Origin of the sequence: Nocardioides sp. (genome assembly GCF_030149505.1) — a bacterium.
Taxonomy (GTDB): Bacteria; Actinomycetota; Actinomycetes; order Propionibacteriales; family Nocardioidaceae; genus Nocardioides.
Window position 1 is genome coordinate 21,705 of the sequence record NZ_JASBRN010000081.1, and the last position, 25,837, is coordinate 47,541.

A 25,837-nucleotide genomic window follows, 5' to 3' on the forward strand; every position below is an offset into this window, starting at 1 on the left:
CGACGCCCTCGCTAGCGCTCGGGCTGCTCGACCAACGGGTCGGGGACCGGTCGGCGCAGCAGCGGGGCGAGGACCAGGAGGGCGAGCAGCGGGAGGGCGGCGAGGACGACCAGGGCCGTGCCCATGCCGACGGTGTCGCCGAGGCCGCCGACGACCGCGGAGCCGACCGAGCCGCCGGTGAGGAACACCAGCGTCGCGATGCCGAGCGCGACCCCGCGGACCTCGGCGGGCACGGCCTGGCCGACGGCAGCCGACAGGGCCGGCTGGCCGAGCAGGAAGGCGAAGGTGACCACGACGACCGCGGCGGCGATGACCGCGACCTGGGAGGTGCCGACGCCGACCGCGGAGAGCGCGAGCGCGAAGGAGGCGCTGCCGGCGCTGATCGCCAGCGAGCGCGAGGGTCCGATCCGGCTCAGGAGCGGGCCCGTGACCCGCGGCACCACCAGCGCGACCAGGGCGCTGGGCACCAGCAGCATCCCGACCTGCCACGGCTCCCACCCGTCGGCCACCAGCACCGCAGGCACGGCGATGAGCAGCCCGAACCACGCGGCCGGGACCGCCGCGGCCGCGGTCGCGCTGCGCACGACGGCCGGGTCGGTGACGACCACGAGCGGGAGGAACCCCTCCGGTCGGCGGCGCACCCGCCGGGCCGTGACGGGGGCGCCCAGCACCAGCAGCACCGCACCGACCAGGGCGACGACGAGGCCGGTCGAGGGCGACTGCACCAGCAGCACCAGCCCGGCGGCCGTGAGCCCGACCAGCACCGCACCCGGGACGTCGAGGTCGGCGCCGCTGCCGGTGGCGCCCAGGGCGTGCCAGAGCAGCGGCAGCACCAGCAGCCCGAGTGCCGGCAGTGCGAGGACGGCCCGCCAGCCGAAGGCGGCCTCGATCGCCCCGCCCATGAGCGGGCCCAGGCTGGCGACCACCGCCGACCAGCCCGCGAGCCGACCCAGCGCGAGGTTGCGGACGGCGCCGTCGTACCGCGCGCTGAGGGCGGCGACGCCGAGCACGGGCACGGCGGCCGCACCGGCTCCCTGGAGCAGGCGGGCGAGCAGGAGGAGGGGGTACGTCGGCGCCAGGGCCGCCGCGACGGCGCCGCCGGCCATCAACGCGACGCCGACGAGCAGCGGGGTGCGCACCCCGACCAGGTCGGAGATCCGGCCGTGCACGGCGGTGGTGACGGCGAGCAGCAGCGCGTAGAGGCTGATCACCCACGCGGCCTGGCCGACCGAGACGTCGAACTCGGCCGCCACGTCGGACAGCACGATCGCCGCGGAGGCCGAGCCGGAGGCGGACAGGCCGAAGAGGAGACCGAGGACGGTGCTCACCCGACGGGAGTCGTCGCGCTGCTGGTCCGAGGTCACGACCGGGCACAACACCGGGGCGCGGCGGCTGATTCCGCCGGCCGATGGAACGTGCCCGCTCAGCCGCGGAAGGCGGGCTTCTCCTTGGCCAGGAACGCCCGGACGCCCTCGGCGAAGTCGGGTCCGGTGTAGACCTCGCGGAGCATCTCGGCGTCAGCGGCGGGCGAGACCTCGAGCCGGCGGGCGCGGTCGAGCAGCTGGCCCTTGGTCGCCCGGATGGTGACCGGGCTGGCGGCGGCGAGGCCCTCGAGCAGCCGGGCGAGCTCGGCGTCGAGCTCCTCGGCGTCCGGGGCCACCGTCATCACCGCACCGACGGCGTGGGCGCGCGGGGCGTCGACCAGCCGGGAGGCGAGCAGCATCTCCCGGGTCAGCGACTCCCCGAAGACGCTCGCACAGCGGTAGACGATCGAGCCGGCCAGCGCGTTGCCGAGGGTGCGGGCGATCGGGTAGCCGAACCGGGAGCCGGCCGTGGCCAGGCGCAGGTCGCAGTGGGTGGCCACGGCCAGGCCTCCGCCCACACAGACCCCGTCGACCACCGCGACCGTCACCTGCGGCAGGGCGAAGAGCGCCTCGAGCAGCTCGCGGATCCAGTCCTCGTAGGCCACGGGCTCCTGCTCCAGGAAGTCGGAGATCTCGTTGCCGGCGGCGAAGGCCCGGCCACCGGCCCCGCGCAGCACGAGCACCCGGGTGTCGGGGTCGGTGGCGAGCTCCTCGCAGAGCGCGCGCATCGCGGCGTACATCTCGCGGGTGAAGGCGTTGTGGCGGTGCGGCCGGTCGAAGGTCACGGTCACGACGCCGGGCGCCCGCTCGATCCGGAGGTCGCGGGTCGCGGGGTCCTGGGTGGCGGGGTCCTGGCTCACGCGCGCCGACGGTACGGCGTCGGGGCAGCCTCGCGGGTCTCGTCCCGGCTCGCGAACCGCCGCGCCGCGACGAGCCCGCCGACCGCCCCGAAGAGGTGCCCCTGCCAGGAGATCCCGGGCTGTCCGGGCAGCACGCCCCACAGGATGCCGCCGTAGGCGAGGAAGAGCAGGGCCCCCAGCAGCACCTGGCCCAGGCTCTGGGCGAACCAGCCGCGCAGCACCAGGAAGACCAGCCAGCCGAAGACCAGCCCCGACGCCCCGACGTGCACGGTGTCCGAGGGCGCGACCAGCCAGGTCCCGATGCCGGCCACGAGCCAGATGACGGCCGTCACGGCGAGCCCGCGGCCGATGTTGCCCAGCAGGGTCAGGAACATCAGCAGCAGCACGAGCGGGGTGTTGGCCTCCAGGTGCCCCCAGCCGCCGTGCAGCAGCGGCGCGAGGAGCACGCCGAGGAGCCCCTCGGAGCTGCGCGGGCGGATGCCGTCGTCGTCGAGCACCGCGGGTGTCCACTGGTCCCAGGCCTCGAGGACCCACAGGAGTGCGGTGAACCCGAGGGTCAGCGCCGCGGCCGTCGGCCACGTGCGCGGTCGGCTACCGGTGCGGGTGGAGGAGGCGGGTGCCATGCCCCCGAGCGTACGGGCCGCGACACGGGACCGAGCGAGTGATCGGTCCGGGATCGCCGCTCCCCTACGATGCCCGCATGAGCACTCCGAGCACCGTGCCCGACATGTTCCGCCTCGACGGGAAGGTCGCGATCGTCACCGGCGCCTCCAGCGGCCTGGGCGTCGCCTTCGCCCAGGGCCTGGCCGAGGCCGGCGCCGACGTCGTGCTCGGCGCCCGCCGGGTCGACCGGCTCGCCGACACCGCGAAGCTGGTCGAGGCGGCCGGCCGCAAGGCCCTGTGCGTGGCGACCGACGTGGCGAGGCCGGAGGACTGCACGAACATCGTGGCGCTGGCGATGGAGGAGTTCGGCCACGTCGACGTGCTGGTCAACAACGCCGGCATCGGCACCGCCGTCCCGGCCACCCGCGAGAGCGTCGAGCAGTTCACGAACGTCATCGACGTCAACCTCAACGGCTGCTACTGGATGGCCCAGGCCTGCGGCCGCGTCATGGGTGAGGGCTCGAGCATCATCAACATCTCCTCGGTCCTCGGCATCACCACCGCGGGCCTCCCCCAGGCGGCGTACGCCGCGTCCAAGGCCGGCCTCAACGGGCTGACCCGCGACCTGGCGCAGCAGTGGACCGGACGCAAGGGCATCCGGGTCAACTCCATCGCCCCGGGCTTCTTCGCCTCCGAGATGACCGAGCAGTACCCGCCCGGCTACCTGGAGTCCCAGCAGGGGCGCATCCCCGCCGGCCGCAAGGGCGACCCGCGCGAGCTGGCCGCCGCCGTGGTCTTCCTCGCCAGCCCGGCGGGCGGGTACGTCACGGGGCAGACCCTCGCCGTCGACGGCGGCATGACGATCACCTGACCACCCGGTCGCGTACGCCGCACGCACCGCGCCCCCGGGACCTGGCCGGTCCCGGGGGCGCGGTGTCGTGCTGGGGCGGGGCGGGTGCCTGCGCTCAGCGGCGCCGGAACGCGACGACCACTGACGGGCGCGGGAAGTCGTCGGTGTGCGGCCAGGTCGAGGCCTGGTTCTCGAAGGTCGCCCCGTCGACCTCCCCCGGGTGCTGGACGGCGAAGAACAGCGACCGGTTGGCGTCGGTGATGAGCGGCCCGCACGCCTCCGCGCCGCGCGGCATCGTGACGAACTGCTGGACGTTGCCGCGCTCGGGGCCCTCGGTCGGGACCCGGAAGACGCCGTCGTTGGACCCCAGGACGTTGCCGTCGGTGGAGATCCACAGGTTGCCCTCGGAGTCGAAGGCGACGTTGTCGGGGCAGCTGATCGGGCTCACCTGCGCCTTGTCGAAGCCCGCGAAGTAGGTCTCGGGGGCCTCGGGGTCGCCGCAGACCAGCATCAGGTCCCAGGTGAAGGTGTCAGCGGTGTGGTCGTTGCTCGGCGCCGTCATCTCCAGCACGTAGCCGTTGCGGTTGCCCGACGCCGGCGTCAGCGGCGCACCGAGGGCCGAGCGCACCATCGAGCTCGTGATCGGGTTGGCCTCGTCGGCGGCGAACCGGCTGCCGCGCTGGGAGTTGTTGGTCAGCGCGGCGTAGACCTTCCCGGTGGCCAGGTTCGGCTCGACGTCCTCGGGACGGTCCATCGCGGTGGCCGACACCGCGTCGGCGGCGAGCCGGGTGAAGATCAGCACGTCGGCGACCGACATGCCCGGCACGAAGGACTCGGTGTCGCTGCACAGCGGGATCCACTCGCCGCTGCCGTCGAAGGTGCCGTCCTCGGTGCCGTCGCCGACCAGCTTCGCGACGTACAGGGTGCCCTCGGTCAGCAGGCGCTTGTTGGCCAGCCGGGCCTTGCGCGAGGTGCCCTTGGCGACCTTGCGCTTGGAGACGAACTTGTAGAGGTAGTCCCCGCGCTCGTCGTCGCCCATGTAGGCCACGGCGTAGCCCTTGGACACGATGACGTTGGCGCCCTCGTGCTTGAAGCGGCCGAGCATCGTGTGCTTGACCGGCGCCTCGTCGGGCTCGTAGGGGTCGACCTCGACGATCCAGCCGTGGCGGTGCGGCTCGTGCGGCTCGGTGGTGAGGTCCCAGCGCGGCTCGACGAGGGACCAGTTGCGGCCCGAGCCCGTGGCGTTGATGCCGTAGCGGGCGTACTCGTCGGTGTAGCGGGGGTCCAGCTCGCCGCTGGCCTGGAAGTACTGGTTGAAGTTCTCCTCGCCCGAGAGCGACGTGCCCCACGGGGTCATCCCGCCGGCGCAGTTGTTGAAGGTGCCCAGCACCCGGGTGCCGGTCGGGTCGTCGGCGGTCTTGAGCCGGTCGTCGCCGGCGGCCGGCCCGGTGACGACGAACTCGGTGCGGTGGTGGATGCGCCGGTTGTAGCGCGCCCTCTCGAGGTCGGTGACCGGGTACCACGAGCCGGGGACCAGGCCGCGGCGCAGCTCCACGATCGACATGCCGTGGTTGGCCAGGCCGATCTCGGCGACCTGCTCGGCGGAGTAGGCGTCGGCGGGGAACATCAGGTTCTCGTCGGTGTACTCGTGGTTGACCACGAGCAGCGCCCGGTCCTTCCTGTCGTTCCTGGCATCGCGCAGCGGGTGCACGCCCACGTAGTCGCAGTTGTAGCCGAACTGCATCCGGGCGGCCTCGCCGGACTGGTTGCGCACGTCGAAGTCGGGGGCGCCGGCCACGACCTTGTCGCCCCAGCGGATGACGACCTCGTGGTCGAAGCCGGGGGCGGTGACCACGGCGTCGCGCTTGTTGGGGCGCACCGCGGTGAAGGCCGCGCGGGCCAGGTCGGCGGTCGGCGCGCCCGCACGGGCGGCGGCACCGCCGCCGGACGTCGCGGCGGCAGGCGCGGCGACGGCGCCGGAGGCCAGGCCACCGAGGACCAGGGCGCCCGAGCCGGCGGCCGCGCCCTTGAGCACCGAGCGCCGGGCCACGGCCTTGGCGATCTCGTCGCGCACGTGGCCGTTGCCCGAGGTGTTGGGCTCGGGGTGGTCGCAGGCGTTGCCACAGCGGAAGAAGCAGGTCATCCGGCTGCGCGAGCCGTGCCGGTTGCCCCGCACGTCGGGGCCGTCGAGCTCGGCGAGCGGGGTGATGGAGAGCAGGGTGCGGCCCTCGGGCGCAGGAGTCATGGGGGACTCTCCCTTTCAGGGGATGGGCGGGTCGGGGGCCGGGGTGCCGGCCGCGACGAAACCTAGGAAGCGCGCAGGTGCGGTTCGGCGGCCTCGACCTGTCGCCGGGACGACGGTTCGGTGAACGACCGGTGGTCTGGACCGCGAGCTGCCCTGCCCGCGTCCCTCAGCGGGCAGCGCTCGGCGGCCGACCGGTCCAGCGCCGGTGCGCCCGGGTCAACGGCGCGGTCTCGGCGTAGCCCAGCCGGACGGCGACGTCGGCCACCGGGAGCCCGACGGCGAGCAGCTCGGCGGCCAGGCCGGAGCGCACCTCCTCCACGAGCGCGCGGTAGCCCGTGCCCTCGGCCGCGAGCCGCCGACGCAGCGTGCGCTCGGTGACCCCGAGGGCGGCGGCCACCTCGGCCATCGGCGCCCCCTCACGCAGCCGCTGGGCCACCAGCACCCGCACGTCGGCCACGACACCGGTGCGCTCGCGGCGCGGGAGGGCGAGCGCCTGGCAGGCGGCCTCGGCCGCCGCGTGGTCGGCGCCCCGCTCGCGCACCAGGGGCCGGTCCAGCTCGCGCGCGGGGAAGCTCAGGGTCGCCCGGTCCCCCTCGACCACCTGCACCAGCCCGACCCCGCCGGGCACGAGCGAGGTCAGCACCGTGGCCACGGCCGTGGCGTCGCGCTCGAGCAGCCAGCGTCGTACGTCGCGGGGCAGGGCGGACGCGTCGAGCTCGGCGACCACGTGCTCCTCCCCCGGCTCCCCCTCCAGTCGCGCCTGCGGGATGACGAAGGCGAAGCTGAGGTCGATGAAGCTCAGCGCGATGCCGACCGCCTCCCCCAGCGTCGCCGAGGCGCGCATCGCCCAGCCCATGACGCCGAAGGAGGCCGCGGTGTAGCGACGTCCCACGTCGGCACCGCTGTCGGGCAGCAGCCGGGCCAGCGCACGGACCACGCGCAGCTCCTGCGCGGCGGTGACGACCTGGACCCGGTCGAGGTCCTCGGCCCGCAGGCCCGAGCCCACCAGCAGCGGCTCCACCGGCAGGCCGGCGCGCTCGGCGTACGCCAGGAGGTGCCGCACGCCCGCGGCCGAGCGCGGGAAGTCCCAGGCGGTGGCGCCGGGCGGCGGCAGCGTGCGGGACATGTCCGGAATGATCAACCACGTTTCCGCCGATGTCTCCCCCGGGGCCGGGTCCGCTCCTAGCCTCGGAGCCGTGACCAGCACTCCCGACCAGACCCCTGGCCCGCGCACCAGCCCGCGTGTGGTGATCGTCGGTGCCGGCTTCGGCGGCCTCGGCGCCGCCCGCGCCCTGCTGCGCCGCGGCGTGACCGACGTGACCGTCCTCGAGCGCGGCGACTCCGTCGGCGGCGTGTGGCGCGACAACACCTACCCCAAGGCCGCCTGCGACGTGCCGTCCCCGCTCTACTCCTGGAGCTGGGCGCCCAACCCACGCTGGGGCCGGCGCTACTCCGAGCAGCCGGAGATCCTCGACTACATCCAACGCACCGCGCAGGAGGAGGGCCTGCTGCCCCTCGTGCGCACCGGCACCACCGTGCTCGGCGCCGAGCACGTCGACGGCGCCTGGCGGGTGCGCACCGCAGGCCCGGACGGCTCCGCCGGCCAGACGTACGACGCCGACGTGCTCGTCCTGGCCACCGGCCAGCTCTCGGAGCCGGTCGTCCCGCGGCTCCCCGGCCGGGACACCTTCGAGGGCCCGGCCTTCCACTCCGCGCAGTGGCGCCACGACGTCGACCTGACCGGCAAGCGGGTCGCCGTCGTGGGCACCGGCGCGAGCGCGGTCCAGCTCGTCCCGGGCATCGTCGACCGGGTCGGGTCGATGACGGTCTTCCAGCGCTCGGCGCCCTACGTCGTGCCGAAGCCGGACCAGGCCTACGCCTCGTGGCACCACCGGCTCTTCGAGAAGCAGCCCGCCGTGCTCGCGGCCGAGCGCAACGTCGTCTACTGGCTCTCCGAGCGGCTCAACGGCGCCCTGGTGGGCAGCTCGCCGATCAGCCGACCGTTCCTCGCCGCGCTCAAGACCGTCTGGCGCGCGCACCTGCGCCGCCAGGTCCCCGACGCCGAGCTGCGCCGCAAGCTCGTGCCCGACTACGACATCGGCTGCAAGCGGGTGCTGTTCTCCAACGAGTTCTACCCCGCACTGGCCCGGCCCCACGTGGAGGTCGTCACCGAGCCGGTGACCTCGGTCGAGCCGACCGGCGTGGTCGACGCCACCGGTCGCCTGCACGAGGTCGACGTGATCGTGTGGGGCACCGGCTTCGCGGCCACCGACTTCCTGCGTGGCATGGAGGTCAGCGCGCCCGACGGTCGCAGGCTCGACGAGGTGTGGGCCGACGGCGCCCGTGCCCACCTGGGCCTCACGGTGCCGGGCTTCCCCAACTTCTTCACGATCTACGGCCCCAACACCAACCTCGGAGGTTCCTCGATCATCGGCATGCTCGAGGCGCAGGCCGACTACGTCGCGCAGGTCGCCGCCGGCATCCGCGAGGGCCGCCACCACGCTGTCGCCCCGCGTGCGGAGGTCTGGGACGGCTTCGACCGCGAGGTCCAGGGCCGGCTGGCGAGGTCCGCGTGGGCCGGCTGCGACAGCTGGTACACCGACGGTCGCCGCATCACGACGAACTGGCCCGGGCTGGTGCAGGAGTACAAGGACCGGTTGGCGGAGGTCGACTGGTCGGAGCTGGAGGAGGTCTCGTGAGCGAGCAGGTGACGGGTCGGGAGCAGGAGCCGAAGGCCGTGGACTACCCGCCGGAGCCGTGGGACCTGGCGGGCACGGGCGCGATCACGACCTGGCGGGTGCCGGTCGCCGCGCTACCGCGGCTGCCCAGCGGCGTACGTCCTGCCGCGTGGCGGGGCACCGCCCTGGTCACCACCGCCTTCGTCCGCTACGACGAGCGCGGGCTGATGGCCTACGACGAGCTGCTCGCCGCGGTGCTCGTGCGGCACGGCCGCGGCCTGGCGCTGTCGATCACCGACATCTGGGTCGACAGCCCGACCTCGGTCGCCGGCGGCCGCGGGCACTGGGGCATCCCCAAGGACCTCGCGACCTTCGGTGAGCGGTACGCCGAGACCGCGGACGGCCCGATCGCCGCGGCGTCCTTCTCCCCGCGCCGGGCCCCGGACCTGCGGCTGCCCCTCCCCCTGCGCGGGTCGGTGGTCCAGACCCTCGACGGGGCCACGAAGGCCAGCCCGATCCGGGCCGGCGGCACCGTGCGGCCCGCGACCGCGCGCTGGGACCTCGCGGAGACCGGCCCGCTGGCCTGGCTGCGCGCCGGTCGCCCCGGGCTCAGCCTGCTGGCCCGGGACTTCTCGATGCGGTTCGGATCCTGAAGGCCCCGACCGCCCGCCGGTTGAGGAGGCGCGCCAGCCCGACCGCCCGCCGGTTGAGGAGGCGCGCCAGCGCCGTCTCGAAACCCCTATCCTCCGCACGTGACGTCACTGGGCAGGCGGGTCCTGAGCCCGCTGGTGCAGGCCGGCTGGGCCTGGCTGGACCGCGTGGGCGAGATCGTGCCGGGCACACGCGCGGCCGCCCGCTTCGGCTCCTTCGGCGAGGGCTCGGCCATCGGCTTCCCGACCGCCACGATCATGAACCCGCGCGCCATCCACGTCGGCCGCGACACCCTGGTCGGGCGCCAGGTGACCCTCTCGGTCGGGTACGGCGTCGACGACCCCGGCATGCCCGAGCGCGGGCTGGTCATCGGTGACCGCTGCATCATCGGCGCCCGCTGCACCCTCACCGCCCACGAGTCGATCGTCGTGGGCGACGGCGTGTGGTTCGGTCAGGACGTCTTCGTCTCCGACGCCGGCCACGGCTACCAGGACCCGGACGTGCCGATCGGCGAGCAGTTCGGCAGCCACGACCCGGTCGTCATCGGCCCCGGGTCGTGGATCGGCCACGGCTCGATACTGCTTCAGGGCACCCGGCTGGGCCGCAACGTCGTGGTCGCCGCCGGCTCCGTGGTGCGCGGGGAGGTCCCGGACCACGCGGTCGTCGCGGGCGCCCCGGCCCGCGTCGTACGCCGCTACGAGCCGGGGGTCGGGTGGGTCGGCCGCACCGGGGACGTCCGCCCGGTGCTGCGCGCGGACTACCTCCAGCAAGCGCTGACCGAGCTGCGCGAGGCCTGAGGCGGGGCCCGGGACCGCGGCTTCCCCCAGGACCTAGGTCCCGACCTCGGGGGTCGTCGGTCCCGACCTGGCGCCCTGCCTCTCAGGTCGGTGCCCCGGGGACCGATGCGACTCACGCAGGCGGGGGTGAAGCCTCATCCGCGCCGGCCTCCCAGGGGGTGGGAACCATGCGCATCGTCCATCTGTCACGTCTCCCCCGGGCCCCGTGGCCCGGCCAGCGGCTCCGCGTCGACCACGCCAGCCTGCTCGGGCTCGACTCCGGTCTCGATCCCGGCGAGGTGGTCGTGTTGCGGGTCCGCGGGACCCTGCACCGCGCCGTCGTGCTGCGGGTCTCCTTCGGCCTCGACGAGACCGTCTACGACCTGCAGGTCGGTGCGGTCGTGGAGCCCGACGGGCTCGACGGTCTCGACGCCGCCGCGGTGGAGCACCGGCACTGGGAGGCCGAGGACGTCATGGCCGTCCTGTGCCGGCTCAAGCGCACCGGGACCGGGTGCGAGGAGACCTGCTCGGCCTGCGCGCTCAACCCGGACAGCCCGCAGGGATGGATGCTCCAGCGCGCCGTGCGCGACCTCGGCTGACCGGGCGCGAGGCCCCAGGGGGTGCTGGCGCGGGCGGCAGAGCGACCTAGGCTCGACCCGACCGTGACCCGAGTTGAAGGAGAGAGTCCTTGATCTTCATCACCGCCCGCTTCCGCATCAAGCCCGAGCACGCCGAGGACTGGCCTGAGATCTCGCGCGAGTTCACCGAGGCGTGCCGGGCCGAGCCGGGCTGCCTGTGGTTCGACTGGGCGCGTGCGCTCGACGACCCGCACGAGTACTTCCTCACCGAGGCGTTCGCCGACGACGACGCCGCGGTCGCCCACGTGCAGTCCGCGCACTTCCAGAAGGCCACGGCCGAGCTGCCGGCGTACCTGCTCGAGACGCCGCGCATCGTCAACGCGAAGGTCCCCGGCACGGACTGGTCCGAGCTCGGCGAGATGGCCGTCTCCTGACCGGGAGCCCGTTCGAGGCGCTCGGGCCGGACCTGGTCACCACCGACCCCGACCTGCTCGCCTCCGTCGCGGCGGACCAGGGCTGGGCCGGCGCCGGGACCGGTCCGGCGCCGAGCACCGGACCGGTGGCGCTGGTCCGCCCGCGCACGACCGCCGACGTCGCGGCGGCGCTCGCGATCGCCCACGAGCACCGGGTGCCCGTGGTCGTCCGCGGCGCCGGATCCGGCCTGGCCGGGGCGGCCACCGCTCCCCCGGGATCGGTGGTCCTCTCCACCGCGCGGATGACCGGGATCCTCGAGCTCGACCCCGTCGAGCGGCTCGCGGTGGTGCAGCCGGGCGTCGTGACCGCCGACCTGCGCGCGGCCGCCGCCCAGGCGGGACTCGCCTACCCGCCCGACCCCGGCTCGGTGGCCTTCTCCACGATCGGCGGTAACGTCGCGACCGACGCGGGCGGCATGTGCTGCGTGAAGTACGGCGTCACCGGCGACTTCGTGCTCGGCCTGGAGGTCGTGTGGGCCGACGGCACCGTCTCCCGCACCGGCCGCCGCACCGTCAAGGGCGTCGCCGGCTACGACCTCACCTCGCTGCTCGTCGGCTCCGAGGGCACCCTCGGGGTGGTCACCGAGGTGACGCTGCGGCTGGTGCCGGCTCCCCCGCCGGCCCTGACGCTGGTGGCGACCTTCGGGACCCTCACCGCCGCAGGGGAGGCGGTCGGCGCGCTCGTCGGCGCCGGCCTGGACCTCTCCGCCCTCGAGGTCATGGACCGCACCACTCTCACCGCCGTCGACGACCTCACCGGCATGGGGCTGGCCAGCGGCGCAGGGCCGGACCGACGTACGCCGGCAGCGATGCTGCTCGTGCAGTCCGACTCCCCGGCGGCCGCCGAGGTGCTCGCCCGCGCCGCTGCCCTGTGCACGGACGCAGCGGACCTGGCCGTGGCCGAGGACCCCGCCGAGGGCGAGGCCCTGATGGAGGCGCGTCGTCAGGCGCTCCCGGCGCTGGAGCGGCTCGGGGACTGGATCCTCGACGACGTCTGCGTCCCGCGCAGCCGTGTCGTGGCGCTGCTTCAGCGGGTCGAGGAGGTCGCGGCGGCCGAGGGACTGGTCATCGGCGTCTTCGGGCACGCCGGCGACGGCAACATGCACCCCACGATCGTCCACGACCGCAGCGACCCGGCGTCGCTCGCCGCCGCGCAGCGCGCCTTCGACGCCATCACCACCGCCGCACTGGACCTGGGCGGCACCATCACCGGCGAGCACGGCGTGGGCAGGCTCAAGCGCTCCTGGCTGGCCCGCGAGCTGGACCCCGGCACGCTGGCCGCCTCCCGCGCGGTCAAGGCCGCCCTGGACCCGCACGGCATCCTCAACCCGGGCGCGGTGCTGTAGCCCGAGCCACGGAGCCCAGAGACGCAGAAGGGCGGCCCGCCGGGCCGCCTTCTCTGTCTTCCTGTGGTCCTAAGTGGACAACTTTCGAACCCCCCTCGACCCCTGTTGCGGATGCTCCGGGGTGAAGCCGCCAAGGTCACGACGCATCCCAATCAGTCCACGTCAGCCCCCGAGCGTCAGCGCCAGGTCCACCTGCCCGCCCAGCGCCAGCGCGATCTGATCGAGCAGTACAAAGCCGGCGCCACACACAACGGGAGCTGGCGGGCCAGTACGGCGTTCACCGGACCACCGTCACCAAGATCTTCCAACGCCACGGTGTCGAAGCACGGCGCGGCCTGCATCCTGACCTGATCGACGAAGCCGTCCGGCGCTACGAGGACGGCCAATCCCTCGCGACCGTCGGACGGGCACTCGGCGCCGATCCCGGCACGATCAGGGCCAGGCTTGTCGAGCGAGGCGTAACCATGCGGGACACCCACGGTCGACCCCGGTGAACCGAACGCACCTCTTCGACCGCTCGGCGAAACCGCAGACACGCCGATACCAGCGCGCCGCGTGTTTCTAGACCACGAATGCGGTAACGTTTCGCGCAGTAGCCCCATCGACCAGGAGGCGCGCGATGACCCTGACCACTGCTCCCGAGTTCGAGCACGGCGACGAGCAGCGTCTGGCTGCATTCGGGCTCTCCTACACGATCTTCCACGATGGCCTCCGCGCTGGCGCGACCCGCGCCGCCAACCGAAGCGCGCTGGCACTCGACACCTCGCCCGGCACCGACATTTATCACGACGGCATGGAAGGCCTCGCCCAGATTCTGGCGTCCGACGGCTGGCGGCTGATGTACGTGGACAAGCAGCCTCGACTCGTTCACCCCGAGGGGATCGTCTCCTTCGCCGTGTCCTCCGGAATCAATGTGGGCAAGGCGAACATGCGGGTTCCGCGCACCCGGAAGAAGGGCATCGCTACACGCAACAGCCTGGCCCCCGCTCCCAGCACCCCGAGCCTGTTCGATGACCCTGAGAACGACCGGCTCGCAGAATTGGCGCGTGCTGCCGAGAAGGCACCGTTTTACTTCCTGCTGTTCGAACGCGTCACCGTCGGCAAGTCCGGCCTGCTCCTCGAGTTTTCGCGCCCCGCTGAAATGACGGACGGCGGCAGCGTTGTGGAGTGGGCCGACCGAATTGCTGTCCCCATCCTCGACCTCGAAGGCGACCTGTCGATGTTCGACGAGCCCGGCGATGACGAGTTCGACGTTGCCGTCGAGCCGCGCTGATACAGGTCGACGACCAGCGAGCATGTTCACGCCATCACGACTGCGGCTGGCCCGGGCCCGTCTTGGACTGACCCGGACAAGACTGGCCGACCTCAGCGGTATCTCGCTTCGCACCCTGACGGAGTACGAGAACGAAGAGCGCGCCCCCAGCGAGGACAACCTCGTTCGCTTGTCCGAGGCTCTGTCGGTGCCTCGGTCCTTTTTCGAGCGCGACGCGATCGAAGCTGTCCCGGTCGAGGCGGCCAGCTTCCGAAAGCTCAGCAAGGCCTCGGCGACCCGGCGGGACGCGGTGCTTGCCAACGCCGCCTTGGCGCTGGAGTTCTTCGAGATGCTGGAGCAACACTTCAAGCTGCCCACCCCGGCGATCCCAACGTTGGACAAGCTTGGGCCGGCGCGCGCGGCCGACCTGGTGCGGAACCAGTGGGCTCTTGGCGATCGACCGATCTCCAACATGCTGCACTTGCTCGAGTCCAAGGGTGCGAGAGTCGCGTCCCTCAATCACGAATACGGGGACATCGACGCGTTCTGCTTCTACCGCGATGCCGCTCCTTACGTCTTCCTCAATACGAGCAAGTCCGCTGAACGGCAGCGGTTCGACCTCGCCCACGAGCTTGGCCATCTGGTGCTTCACAGCGAGACGGAGATGGAGACCGCCTCGTCGAAAGAACGGGAGGCCCAGGCCAACGAGTTCGCCGCGAACTTCCTGATGCCGACCAGCGCGGTTCGCCAACAACTGCTGTCGGGCGCAAGCGTGGAGCGGATTCTCACGGCGCGCAGCTACTGGAAGGTCTCGGCGATGGCCATGACCCACCGCCTAAAGGAACTTCACCTGCTGAGCGACTGGCAGTACCGGTCAACCTGCATCACGCTTTCCGAGCGAGGATTCCGTCGACAAGAACCTGGCGGCGTGGCCCCCGAGACTTCTCAGCTTCTCCGAAAGGTGCTCTACGGAAGCTCCGCGCGAATCAGCTTCAAGGCAGCCGCGCTGGAGCTGGATCTGACCCCGAACGAGATCCGCTCCTTCGCACGAGATCTAGTACCGATGGGCGCCTGAACTTCCGCCGCTATCGCCGAGCGACTTGCGCCAACGGCGCTGGCTTGGCCATCCGAAGGCCGCAACCGATCGAAGCATGCTGGCGAAACCACAGTGCAGGCCGTCACAACAGGTCCTCAAAGTCGACGGAGGCTTCGTCTCCGATCTCGACGCGGTCTTCTTCGGGCATCGAGTTCGCGTCGATACCGCCACCATCGACGAGGCTGGCCGCGTTCTCCCGGGCAAACCCGGACACATGAACGGCGCTGTCCGACAAGTTCCGAGCGTGTCGAAGGAGCCAGTCCCAGGAGTGGATCGCGATCCGCTGCCCTTCCTCCCATTGAGCACGCGACGCGTCACGTTCCGCCTTGGGATCGTCACGGCCGATGATGACCAGCCCCGGAGCCTTGTTGGTCAAGCCATAGAGGTGCAGCCCGGTCTGGGCGTACGCCACGTGACTCGTCAGCCATTCACGCCAGTCCTGAACTTGCTTGACGCCTTGGCGAGTGGGACCGGATAGAGAGCCGTCCTGGTTCAGGATCTTGTGACGTGGAGCTTCCAGCTCCACAGTCACCCACTCGGGGCCGACGCTGTTGAGCCCGAGGACCAAGAAGTCCGGCACATACTCTGATCCCAGCCGCTGCTTGGGGATTACGAAGGTCTTCCAACCGCCAACGACCGTTGACGCCAGCAGGGCGGGGTAACGCGTGACGAGTTTCTGGAACGGCTCTTCGTCGGTGACGCCAGATTCGAGAAGCTCCTCCAGCGAGCGAATGGCTTCTGGTGACGGGACATGGGTGTCGAGGGCGAAGGATCGCAACTCCGCTAGCTTGGCGAAGTTGCTCGTGTACGTCGCTTGGTTTCGAAGGATCGCGTCGATCTCCCTAACCGCGGCCGGGTAGCCGGGGTCAGCGACGCGTTCGACAACCTCGACGTGGTTCGGCCATGAGCGGCGAGTAGGACGGCCCTTCATGTAAACGCACCCGTCGGGGCCGATCGACGAGATGACACGCTTCTCGCCAGCCCAGCCAAAGCGGACGACGTCACCCGGTTCGGGCATCACATCCCTCAACGCACGCGCTGTCATGACCATGTACCTCGCGGCGAACCACGCCGATACCTCGGCTCGAGAGTCGGTGATGAGGTACGCACGTGCAGTGATACCCAGCTCGTCTTCAAGTTCGGTCAGGGAGTCCGGAATCTCGGCACCGCCGCGGACGGGATCGAAGAGAACCTTGCTGAGCCCGGCCTTAAGCACGACAGCGGCAACAGGCGCTGGGAGGCCGGCGGGCAACTCAACGCCCACCGCCTCCGAAACTCTGATCTGTTCCGCCGTCGGCCCCGATATCAGCATCTCGAGATACTCCGCGACCGCACGCCACCGCGGCACCTCGGGCGTCGAACTTGAGCGGTCAGCCTTGGCGATCACGCTGGGACCCTCTTCCCGAACGCTCGTCGGTAGCGCGATCGATCTGCGTTGTACAGCGCCGCCAATCAAGCGTGAACCACATGAGGTACTCCATCCTTGGTCAACTTGGCGACGACCTCATTCTTCCTCGATTCGTGCGTTGCCAGGATGAGGAGTTCTTGGGCCCTAGAGGCGCCGACGTACAGGACTCGGCGCGACTCCCCAGGTTGATCGGAAAGCCATTGGTCAATGCCGTCGTCCTGGGAGCCCGCTTGCGCCTTCGGCAGAATCAAGGCAACCGCGCGCTGCTGAAGTCCTTTGAAGCCGTGAATCGTTGCGTGGCGCAACGCGCTCTCATTCTGGCTCGGGCGGACTGGCCACTCGTCCCCGCTCGGGGTCCGGAGCATCGAGAGGTTGCACGTCAGGACCTGATGGGCACGAAGCAGCTCGGACAACTCGGTCTTGAACCTGGAGGGCGGTCCGCCAAACGGGGGCTGGAGCTCGGTAGCGATTCGCAAGCAGCGCTCAGCGAGTGAACGCTCGGTGAGACCACGCGACTCGAGGTAGTCAGCCTCCGATTCCTCGCCGCCGCCGAGTTCGCACATAAGCCGCTGCACCTGGCGCAGTGCCTCTCGCCGCGTTGATGGCGAACTTGCAACCGACTGAAAGCGATGTACGGCGATAGCAAGAGAGACGAACCGGCTGTCAGTTGAGCGCATGGATCCGCCAGCGCCCGCGCAGCCACGGCTCGTTGCAGCCGCGTGAGCGAGGACGATGACTTCATCCTCCGGGATCCCCCGAGCTTCAAGGATCTCGATCACCCTGGATCGGACGTCGGTCGGCCGACGGAATACGGCCACCGCGACTGACCCTGTGACCCCGGAGGCATCCCCGACCGCCACGTCCGACTCGTTGCCCTGACGCAGACTACCTACCGCAGTGCAGATCGCCGGTGAGCTCCGGAAGTTCCCATCAAGGCGATCCCCGACAGCCAGGCGATCGAGAAGGCGCCCGAGTGACTCCGTTCCCGAGCCACGAAACCCATAGATCGCCTGATCAGGGTCACCAACGCAGATCAGCCTGGGTCCAGCTTCTTTGATCATCTCGAGGAGGAGAACGTCCTCTTCCGTGCAGTCCTGAACCTCGTCGACGATCACCTCGGCAAATCGGGCATCGAGAAACCCGTGCAGACGGTTCTTGGTCCCCTCGTCTTTCAGGTATTCCGCCATGAGTTGCCTCGACGTCGTCGCATCGAGAATGCCGCGTTCAACCAGCGCGTTCCATCTCGCGCTCGCAGCGCTCACGATCTTGTCGAGCTGATCCCGCCTGAGCGATCGTGCGCCGGTACGTCTGTCTGGCGGGATCCGCTGGTAGACGAGTTCTGCATCGCCGTCGAGCGTGAATTCGAACCAATCGAGTGCATAGGCACCAGCAACTCCCTTGACGCTGATCCGAGTCCCCGGCACCGATGCCCAGGTGTCGCGGAAGGATGGTGCCCGCCCGGTGCGTGCGACGTGAACCGGACCAACGATGAACCGGTTGATGAACGCGTCGATGGTTCCGACAAAGTTGGGGACCTCCAGCAGCTCTGGCACCGCGGCACAGCGAGCACGAGCTTCGTCAACGGCAGCGTTCGTGAAGGACAGCAGGGCTACCCCTCGACGAGGGTGGTTGGCGACCGGGCGCTCAATGAACCGCTGCACGATGGCTTGCGTCTTGCCGGCCCCCGGACAAGCTTCGACGTACGTGGCCTCTGTCGCGTCGATGAGCGCTCGCTGCTCCGCAGTGAAGTTCAGCGGTGCAACGATCGTCATGGGTTCTCCCCGACAAGCCACTCCAGTCCCGCCTTGATGTACGGCGGGCTGACGAAGGCGGCACCTTCACCAATCTGGTTGGCTACGTCGAAGGCGAACTGTCCCTTGCTTACCAGCTTCTTGTTGGCCCGCAGGAGCTCATAGAACTTCTCAGTTGGATCGTCAGCCGACGCGATCGTCGACCACTTCGTCAGCGAGCGCGGGTGCTGAAGGAGATACGCCTTCTTGAGGACGTCGGCATTCGCGGACTCCGGCACAAGTAGGTCGGCCTCGAGCGTATGCGGCGCTTCGGCGACGAAAAGCACTTCGTTCGCTTCGAGGCCAGCAGCGAGGGCGCGAAGCGCGTCCGCTCGGTTATACGTGATCGTGTCAGCCGTTGGATCGGCAACCTCCTCCTCACCATTCGAGTCAGCGGCCTCGCCCCCGCTCACGCCCGGATCGGCATCCGTCACAACCAACAGCGCGTCAACGAGGCGATGCCCGTTGATGGGCGACAGGAGCAGTTTGAGGTACGGCGTGAAGTCGACCGAACCGATGTGGATCGTCGATACCCCGCGCAGCTTGCGGCGAGATCTCACTGCTTCCTCACCGTCGCCAACGAACACGCAGTGGCGCGCGATCACCGGAAACAAGACCGCTTCAGCGATGCCCTCGACGAGGATTGCCCGCCGGGCGAACAGCAACTCGGAACGCGAGACATCGAGATACTGATCGATCTTGCGCCGCTCCACCTCATCCAGGTTGATCTGGCCTAAGGGCAGCGCCACCGATTCGGGCGCCACGACGTCGCCGGCTGGATACGCGGTGCGGATGACCACGACGTTGGATGATCCGACCGCGCTGGCCAGGTTCGGCGAATGCGTGGTCGCGATGACCTGGATGCGTCCAGCCGGTCCCTGCGAGTCATCGCGAACAGACTGCTCGGCCTGCTCCAGTAGGAAGTCCAGCAGGACAGCTTGGAGCTGTGGGTGCAGGTGCGCCTCTGGCTCCTCGACCAAGAAGATGGTCAACTCTGAGTCCTTGGCGTACTGCAGCTCCAGAATCACGGTCGCCATGAACAGCAGGTTCGCGTAGCCGAGACCCGACGAAGCGAGGTCGGCGAACTCAACATCCCGCTCGGCCATCTTGAGTCGAAGACCGCGGGCCAGCCTCGTAAGCTCTGGTGGGTCGAACCCAGCGGAGACGAGCTGTTCACGGGAAGCATCGGTTAGGCCGCTCAGATGACCCTGCAGGTTTTGGCTAACCGTTTGGATCGTTGGATGCTCCGCAAGCGCCTTCATGCCTTGTTGGGCTTGTGCAACAAAGGCTTCACGCTGCTCTTCAGGCACCAGGTGACGAATGATGGTCGCCAGCCGAGTTCCCGACCCCGAGTCGAGTTCTCGCTGCGCGTCACGCAGGGGTGCCAGATAGACGTGGTTGATGAGATCACGCCTCTCAGGCTCAGGATCGGATGCCATCGCCACGCCCGCTAGTCGCTCCGTACGCCCACGCGGATACTCGTCGCTCGGCACGTGGTAGCGCACGCCATGCATGATCGTGCCCGTGTTGAGGTCGACGCCGCCAACGAAATGGGCTTGTTGAAACTTGCTCGCGCCCTCAAAGATCAGCATGAACTCCACGGGCGTGTCCCAAGTCCGATTGACGTCCTCAACGTCAAAGTATCGAGTTCGTCGGCCGCTGAGCGGTGGCGTAGCCAGGCGCAAGGCCTCAATGATGTTCGACTTTCCTGCGTTGTTCTCCCCAACAAGCAAGGTCAAGGTTGGCTGAAGTGGCACTTCAACAGAGCGGCATGAGCGAAAGCCCTCGATCTTGACTCTCGCGAGATGCATCGCTTCGGGGCTGCCATCAGTCTCGTCCTCAACTGATTCCGTCATGGCATCGTCGGCTTGGCGCTGCTCCCTCATGCTTGACCTACACGCTCCCCTCGCCCGAGCTGAGCCCAAAAAATCGATCGAAGAACTCACCGAGGCGGTCGAGAACGCGTGCCTTCTTCTCGCCGTGGCCTCCCCCGCTAGAGAAGCGGGATGCGGGCGGAAGGATCTTGGTGATCGCGGTGCCTGTCGTCGGGATGGAGCCGTCGCGGAAGGCGTGGTCGACGAAGGCGCGGGTCTCGTCGGGCTTGAGGTTCTCGTCGTTGATGATCGCCTCGAGCTCGGTGCTGCGCTGGGCCTGGATGTAGGCGCGCCACTCATCATCGATCTCACCCGATGCCGAAACACGGTCGACGAAGTCGAGGATGAGGTCCTTCTTGTTGCGCAGTGTCGGGCTGGAGTCGACCGAGCGTTGGATGTCCATGAGCGCGGACATCTCCTTGTCAGCACCATTGCCTCGTGTATCACGCCACTTGGCGACGAGCATGAGGATGTAGTCGACGTTGATCTCGACCTGCTTGATGAGCTCGATCTCGAAGACGACGTCGTCGTTGATCGACTCCTTCTCGCTCTCGCCCTCCTTGCGGAACTCGGCGTAGAGGTTCAGGTAGATGCTGCGGTAGTCCTGCATCTGGCGAGCGGTGATGATTTCGTTGCCCGCGAAGTCGTCGAACGAAGTCAGGATGTTCTGCAGCCGCAGGATAGCGCCAAGCAGCGCGATGAACTCCTTCTGCGCGGTCTCACCGACGATCTGTCCCTCGAGCGGGAACTTCGCCAACAGCTCGGAGGCCTTGTCGGCGTACTCGTCGTAGTACTCGCCGTACGGCTTGAGCAGGACGATGCCGCGTGCGTCCTTGTTTCCGAACAGGGCGATGGCCTCGTTGGTCTCTTCCTCCAGGTCCCGGAAGGAGACGATGTTGCCGTAGGTCTTGACCGAGTTGAGGATCCGGTTGGTGCGCGAGTACGCCTGAATGAGGCCGTGGTTCACGAGCCGTTTGTCGACGAACAGCGTATTCATCGTGGTGGCGTCGAAGCCGGTCAGGAACATGTTGACCACGATGACGAGGTCGATCTCGCGGTTCTTCAGCCGCAGCGACAGGTCCTTGTAGTAGTTCTGGAACTTGTCGGCCGAGGTGTCGTAACTAGTGCCGAAGAGCTTGTTGTAGTCCTTGATCGCCTCATCAAGGAAGTCGCGTGAAGACTGGTCGAGCGAACTGGTCTCGAAGCCCTCTTCGTCGAGGTAGTCGTCGCCGACGTCCTCGTTCGCTGCGTAGGAGAAGATGGTGGCGACCTTAAGGCGCTGGTCAGGCAGGAGGTCGGCCTGCTGCTTCTTGAACTCCAGGTAGTAACGCTTCGCTGCCTCGATCGAGGCGGTGGCGAATATGGCGTTGAAGCCCTTTACACGGCTGGCCTGCTTGAGTTCGGAGACCTTGTTGCGGCTGCCGACCACGTCGGCGACGTTGGTCACCACGGCGTAGTCGTAGCCCTGCGTCCGCTTGGTCTTCTGCTCGAAGTGCTCCAGCGTGTAGGCCGCAACCTGGCGCAGACGCTCCGGGTCGAGCAGCGCTCGCTCGGTGTCGATGGCGCTGACCTGCTTGTCTCCGACGCTGTCGGGCACCTTGACGGTGTTCACGTAGTCGATGCGGAACGGCAGGACGTTCTTGTCGTTGATCGCGTCCACGATCGTGTATGTGTGGATCGCCATCTGGTGATCAGCAGGCGGGCAACCTGCCGGGGCGCCGTGCTGGTAGCAGCCGAACGCCTGTGGCGTGGTGCGCAGCTTCGGGTTGCCGCCACTTGAGGAGTTGACCGCGAAGATCGGCGTGCCGGTGAAGCCGAAGATGTTGTAGCGCTTGAAGGACCGGGTGATCGCCGTGTGCATATCGCCGAACTGGGACCTGTGACACTCGTCGAAGATCAGGACGATGTGGCCGTCGTAGATGGCGTGGCCCTTGTTCGCGTTGATGAACGTCGCAAGCTTCTGGATCGTCGTGATGATGATCTTCGCGCTCGGATCCTCAAGCTGCCGCTTCAGCACCGACGTCGAGGTGTTGGAGTTCGCCGCGCCCTTCTCGAAGCGGTCGTACTCGCGCATGGTCTGGTAGTCGAGGTCCTTACGGTCGACCACGAACAGGACCTTGTCGACGCTCGCCATCCGCGACGCGAGCTGCGCAGTCTTGAACGAGGTCAGCGTCTTGCCAGACCCCGTTGTGTGCCAGACGTAGCCGCCCGCGCCCACGGTGCCGAGCTGCTTGTAGTTCGTGGCGATCTCGATCTTCTGGATCACCCGCTCGGTGGCGACGATCTGGTACGGACGCATCACAAGCAGAAGCCGGTCAGCGGTGAGTACGCAGTACTTCGTCAGGACGTTGAGCAGCGAGTGCTTCGCGAAGAAGGTCTTGGTGAAGCCGGTCAGGTCTTGGATCGGGCGGTTCGCAGCGTCGGCCCACCAAGAGGTGAACTCGAACGAGTTCGAGGTCTTCTTGCCGCGCTTGGCGCCCGTCGCTTCCTTCACGTGTTGGAAGCGCGTGGTGTTCGAGTAGTACTTGGTCAGCGTGCCGTTGCTAATCACGAAGAGCTGGACGTACTCGAACAGCCCTGACCCAGCCCAGAAGCTGTCACGCTGATAGCGATCGATCTGATTGAACGCCTCGCGGATATCGACGCCGCGGCGCTTAAGCTCGACGTGAACGAGCGGCAGGCCATTGACGAGGATCGTGACGTCGTAGCGGTTGGACCGGCGGGCACCGCCGTCGCCCTCGCCGATCTCGTACTGGTTGATGACCTGCAGTCGGTTGTTGTGGATGTTGGTCTTGTCGATGAGCTGGACGTTCTTCGTCGTCCCGTCATCCCGCTTCAGGACCTGGACGTGGTCCTCTTGGATGCGGACGGTTTTCTCGACGATGCCGTCGTTGGCCCCGGCGACCTTCTCGCTAAAGAACCGCTCCCACTCGGTATCGCTGAACGTGATCCCGTTCAGTACTTCCAACTGGGAACGGAGGTTTGCGACAAGCTGCTCCTCGGTCGTGATCGGGAGGTAGTCATACGCCTGCCCCTGCAGGAGCTTCACCAGCTCGCGCTCCAGGTCAGCCTCAGACTGGTACGAGGTCGCGGACGCGGCATCCGGCACGAACTCTGCGACCACCGTGCTCTCCGAGGAGACCGCGATCGGTTCATATCGCATCGCCGCCCGCTCGTTCACGCTGCGACCTCCTCGAAGGCCAGGAGCTTGCCCCTGTAGTACTCGTACTGCCCTCGACGAGCTTCAAGTTCCGCCGGAAGGCCCTCGCTCCGGCTGTTGACTAGCGCATCGAAGCAGTCGAGCATCTCGACAATTCGCTGCTGTTCATCGAGGGAAGGCAAGTCGATCGGGAGCGCCTTGATGATGCTCGAATTAAGGTCTGCTCGAGCTCCCCGGCCTTGGCCCTTGAGTTCCTCGTAGTGCTTCGAAACCCAGTGATACACGTAGCGATAGTGCGCTTGCGCCGGGTCGATTTGCATGTTGAAACAGTGTTGATTGGTCGTCAGCGGAATCTTGTTGACGCAGGCCCGCGCGGCAGACGCGCCCGAGATTGCGACGATCACACAGTTCTCCGGAATCCACTTGATCGCGGTCTCCTTGAGGGCCTGTTCCGTCACCTTCATCTCGGTGTCCCATACGTCGGCCCACACAACCTCCTGCGTGCGCAGCCACGGAATCGTCCCGCCCTCGTAGTACGCCGGGCTGCCCGCGAGAGGTGTAGCCCCGGAAGATGTCTTGATGCAGACGTCACCCATTGGAATCCTCCGTACCCCCCCCGCTTCAGCGAAGGTCAGGAGGGCGTTTCGGTAATGGGCATACTGGAGACGTCGGGCCTCGAGTTCCGCCTCAAGTTCCGCCTCAAGCTCAGTGAATGCGTCCAGGACGTTGACTATCGCCCGCTGCACCTCGATGGGCGGCACCGGAACCAGCAAGGTGTCCGTGTCGCTCACCGTCAACTGCGGCAACTTCACGGATTTTGAGCGGGCCAACTCCTGGAGGGACGCGGTCTGCGTGAGCAAGTAGTAGTACACAAACTTCTGATCGACGCCGTCGGCGTCGATTGAGTAGGACCACATCTCAGTCTTGTGAGTGAACGGGCCCTCATAGAAGGCGAATCCGATGTTTCCCCGCGACTTCACGATGATGCTCGGCACGCGGATGACGTCCTTGGCAGGAACAGCCCCTTCCGCAACGTCCGCAAAGGTCGCGCCAGCTGCGAAGACGCGGATCGGACCGCCGTGCTCCTGAATGCTCTTCATTCGGCTTGCGGTGATCGACGTTCCTTTATTCCGTCTACCCAACGCGCCCAGGGCCTTCCGCTCGACACCGTTCGGGCAGTGCTCGCGAAGTAGGTCTTCAATCCGGCTCATGACACCGTCTCCAGATCTTCGACGATGGCATCCACACGAGCGCGAACCGCAGCCTGGCGGGACACAATGTCGGCGATTCGACCATTGAGGTCTGCAATGTCGACGACTTCGCGAGTGTCCGCGGCCTCCACCCAAGCAGTGACCGACAGGTTGTAATCGCTGTCTGCGAGCGTCTCGCTCGAGACAGCCGTACTGAAGTGCTCCATCTCCTCGCGGCTGGCGTAAGTATCGAGGATCTTCTTCTGATGATCTGGCAGCAGCTTGTTCTTGTTGCCTACACGCTTGAACTCGGCAGACGCGTCAATGAAGAGCACCGAGGTGTCCTTGCGAGACTTCTTCAGCACGAGGATGCAAGTCTTAATCGGCGTTCCGAAGAAGAGGTCCGGAGGCAACTGGATGACGGCGTCGACGTAGTTGTTGTCGATCAGGTACTTGCGAATCTTCTGCTCTGCGCCGCCCCGGTACATGACCCCGGGGAACTCGACGATGGCCGCGGTGCCGTTGACCGCCAGCCAATTGAGCATGTGCATCGTGAACGCCAGGTCGGCGTAGTTCTTTGGGGCGAGAACACCCGCCGGAGCGAACCGGGGGTCGTTGATCATCAGCGGGTTGGCATCACCATCCCACTTAATCGAGTAGGGCGGGTTGGAAACGATCGCCTCGAACGGCTCGTCGTCCCAGTGCGCCGGGTCGGTCAGGGTGTCGCCATGGGCGATGTCGAACTTCTCGTAGTTGATGTCGTGCAGGAACATATTGATCCGCGCAAGGTTGTACGTGGTCAGGTTGATCTCCTGACCGTAGAAGCCCCGCCGGACGTTGTCCTTGCCGAGAACCTTGGCGAACTTCAGCAGGAGCGATCCAGAGCCAACCGCCGGGTCGTAGACCTTGTTGACCTGGGTCTTGCCGACCACCGTGATGCGAGCCAGGAGCTCGGAGACCTCCTGCGGCGTGTAGTACTCACCGCCGGACTTGCCTGCGCTGGAGGCGTACATGCCCATGAGGTACTCGTAGGCATCACCGAAGGCGTCGATGGTGTTCTCGGTGAAGCCACCATTGCCGAAGTTCAGCTCACCGATCGCGTCAAGCAGCTTGACCAGCCGCTCATTCCTCTTGGCCACGGTCGGGCCAAGCCTCGGGCTGTTGACGTCAAGGTCGTGGAACAGGCCCTTGAGGTCGTCCTCGCTCGCGGCGCCAACCGCAGATCCCTCAATGCTCGCGAACACTCGCGAGAGCGTCTCGTTGAGGTTCTCGTCGCGCGCGGCTCGCTTGCGAACGTTCTCGAACAGCTCGCTCGGGAGAATGTAGAAGCCCTTCTCGTCGACCGTGTCCTTGCGGCCGAACTCTGCGTCCTTGTCGCTGAGTTTGCCGTAGTCGAAGTCAGCGATGCCGGCCTCGCCCTCGAGCTTGTTCAGGTAGGCGGCGAGGTTCTCGGAGATGAAGCGGTAGAAGAGGATGCCGAGCACGTAGGACTTGAAGTCCCAGCCGTCGACGCTGCCTCGCAGGTCGTTGGCGATGCGCCAGATGGTCTTGTGAAGCTCGGCTCGCTGCTGTTCCCCGGACGTCATCAAAACACCTCTCCGAAAGAGCCAAGTCCGATGGGAGGGTGGATGGCGGCGGTGTTC

At 68.2% G+C, this 25,837-nt stretch carries 20 protein-coding genes; 9 read left to right on the plus strand and 11 right to left on the minus strand.

Translation table 11 applies throughout. The features are described from left to right. Positions 1-11: 11 nt before the first annotated feature. Genes Q1V71_RS18590 through Q1V71_RS18600 form a run of 3 tightly spaced genes read right to left on the minus strand, consistent with a single transcriptional unit; the run spans position 12 to position 2,847 of the window. Entirely contained in the window at positions 12-1,364 is a 1,353-nt protein-coding gene (locus Q1V71_RS18590; RefSeq protein ID WP_300645772.1) for an MFS transporter, read from the minus strand. A gap of 59 nt (positions 1,365-1,423) precedes the next feature. Beyond that, positions 1,424-2,224 (minus strand): enoyl-CoA hydratase-related protein, encoded by an 801-nt coding sequence (locus tag Q1V71_RS18595; protein ID WP_300645773.1) that lies wholly within the window; start codon positions 2,222-2,224, stop codon positions 1,424-1,426. Next, the gene (locus Q1V71_RS18600; RefSeq protein ID WP_300645775.1) at positions 2,221-2,847 is read right to left on the minus strand and encodes a rhomboid family intramembrane serine protease; all 627 of its coding nucleotides are present in this window, start codon (positions 2,845-2,847) and stop codon (positions 2,221-2,223) included. Before Q1V71_RS18600 ends, Q1V71_RS18595 begins: the two co-directional genes overlap by 4 nt. Positions 2,848-2,924: 77 nt before the next feature. Here Q1V71_RS18600 and Q1V71_RS18605 point away from each other — a divergent pair, with 77 nt between their 5' ends. Then, positions 2,925-3,698 carry an SDR family NAD(P)-dependent oxidoreductase gene (locus Q1V71_RS18605; RefSeq protein WP_300645777.1) on the plus strand — a complete coding sequence of 258 codons (774 nt, stop codon included), beginning with the start codon at positions 2,925-2,927 and terminating at the stop codon, positions 3,696-3,698. A gap of 94 nt (positions 3,699-3,792) precedes the next feature. Here Q1V71_RS18605 and Q1V71_RS18610 read toward each other — a convergent pair whose 3' ends face one another. Both Q1V71_RS18610 and Q1V71_RS18615 read right to left on the minus strand, forming a co-directional pair. Then, a complete protein-coding gene (locus Q1V71_RS18610; protein WP_300645778.1) occupies positions 3,793-5,922 on the minus strand; it encodes a PhoX family phosphatase in 2,130 nt (709 codons plus the stop codon). Positions 5,923-6,088: 166 nt separating this feature from the next. Beyond that, the gene (locus Q1V71_RS18615) at positions 6,089-7,048 is read right to left on the minus strand and encodes an AraC family transcriptional regulator (RefSeq protein ID WP_300645779.1); all 960 of its coding nucleotides are present in this window, start codon (positions 7,046-7,048) and stop codon (positions 6,089-6,091) included. 70 nt (positions 7,049-7,118) lie between these two features. Between Q1V71_RS18615 and Q1V71_RS18620 the strand changes: the two genes are divergently transcribed. From Q1V71_RS18620 to Q1V71_RS18655, 8 genes are all read left to right on the plus strand, one after another. Then, positions 7,119-8,621 (plus strand): NAD(P)/FAD-dependent oxidoreductase, encoded by a 1,503-nt coding sequence (locus Q1V71_RS18620; protein ID WP_300645780.1) that lies wholly within the window; start codon positions 7,119-7,121, stop codon positions 8,619-8,621. Further along, positions 8,618-9,253, plus strand: coding sequence for an acetoacetate decarboxylase family protein (locus Q1V71_RS18625; protein ID WP_300645781.1), 636 nt, complete (start codon positions 8,618-8,620; stop codon positions 9,251-9,253). Before Q1V71_RS18620 ends, Q1V71_RS18625 begins: the two co-directional genes overlap by 4 nt. Positions 9,254-9,352: 99 nt before the next feature. Further along, on the plus strand, positions 9,353-10,048 hold the full coding sequence (locus Q1V71_RS18630) for a DapH/DapD/GlmU-related protein (protein WP_300645782.1): 696 nt from the start codon (positions 9,353-9,355) through the stop codon (positions 10,046-10,048). 167 nt (positions 10,049-10,215) lie between these two features. Next, positions 10,216-10,626, plus strand: coding sequence for a hypothetical protein (locus Q1V71_RS18635; RefSeq protein ID WP_300645783.1), 411 nt, complete (start codon positions 10,216-10,218; stop codon positions 10,624-10,626). 89 nt (positions 10,627-10,715) lie between these two features. Continuing rightward, positions 10,716-11,039, plus strand: coding sequence for a putative quinol monooxygenase (locus Q1V71_RS18640; RefSeq protein ID WP_300645785.1), 324 nt, complete (start codon positions 10,716-10,718; stop codon positions 11,037-11,039). Positions 11,040-11,164: 125 nt separating this feature from the next. After that, positions 11,165-12,424 carry an FAD-linked oxidase C-terminal domain-containing protein gene (locus Q1V71_RS18645; RefSeq protein ID WP_300645786.1) on the plus strand — a complete coding sequence of 420 codons (1,260 nt, stop codon included), beginning with the start codon at positions 11,165-11,167 and terminating at the stop codon, positions 12,422-12,424. A 619-nt stretch (positions 12,425-13,043) separates the two neighbouring features. Further along, positions 13,044-13,697, plus strand: a complete 654-nt coding sequence (locus Q1V71_RS18650) for a hypothetical protein (RefSeq protein ID WP_300645787.1) — start codon at positions 13,044-13,046, stop codon at positions 13,695-13,697. A 22-nt stretch (positions 13,698-13,719) separates the two neighbouring features. After that, positions 13,720-14,751 (plus strand): XRE family transcriptional regulator, encoded by a 1,032-nt coding sequence (locus Q1V71_RS18655; RefSeq protein WP_300645788.1) that lies wholly within the window; start codon positions 13,720-13,722, stop codon positions 14,749-14,751. Positions 14,752-14,854: 103 nt separating this feature from the next. On the opposite strand, the gene Q1V71_RS18660 is transcribed toward Q1V71_RS18655, so the two are convergent. The 6 genes from Q1V71_RS18660 to Q1V71_RS18685 form a co-directional block, all read right to left on the minus strand. Further along, entirely contained in the window at positions 14,855-16,159 is a 1,305-nt protein-coding gene (locus tag Q1V71_RS18660; RefSeq protein ID WP_300645789.1) for a hypothetical protein, read from the minus strand. Between the two features lie 65 nt (positions 16,160-16,224). Continuing rightward, a complete protein-coding gene (locus Q1V71_RS18665; protein ID WP_300645790.1) occupies positions 16,225-17,952 on the minus strand; it encodes a UvrD-helicase domain-containing protein in 1,728 nt (575 codons plus the stop codon). Continuing rightward, positions 17,949-19,856, minus strand: a complete 1,908-nt coding sequence (locus tag Q1V71_RS18670) for an AAA family ATPase (RefSeq protein WP_300645791.1) — start codon at positions 19,854-19,856, stop codon at positions 17,949-17,951. The genes Q1V71_RS18665 and Q1V71_RS18670 overlap by 4 nt, the downstream gene beginning before the upstream one ends. Positions 19,857-19,863: 7 nt before the next feature. Further along, complete coding sequence (locus Q1V71_RS18675; RefSeq protein ID WP_367280165.1) at positions 19,864-23,025, minus strand: type I restriction endonuclease subunit R; 3,162 nt, start codon at positions 23,023-23,025, stop codon at positions 19,864-19,866. Continuing rightward, on the minus strand, positions 23,022-24,215 hold the full coding sequence (locus tag Q1V71_RS18680) for a restriction endonuclease subunit S (RefSeq protein ID WP_300645792.1): 1,194 nt from the start codon (positions 24,213-24,215) through the stop codon (positions 23,022-23,024). The genes Q1V71_RS18675 and Q1V71_RS18680 overlap by 4 nt, the downstream gene beginning before the upstream one ends. After that, positions 24,212-25,780, minus strand: a complete 1,569-nt coding sequence (locus Q1V71_RS18685) for a type I restriction-modification system subunit M (RefSeq protein WP_300645793.1) — start codon at positions 25,778-25,780, stop codon at positions 24,212-24,214. The genes Q1V71_RS18680 and Q1V71_RS18685 overlap by 4 nt, the downstream gene beginning before the upstream one ends. Positions 25,781-25,837: the final 57 nt, after the last annotated feature.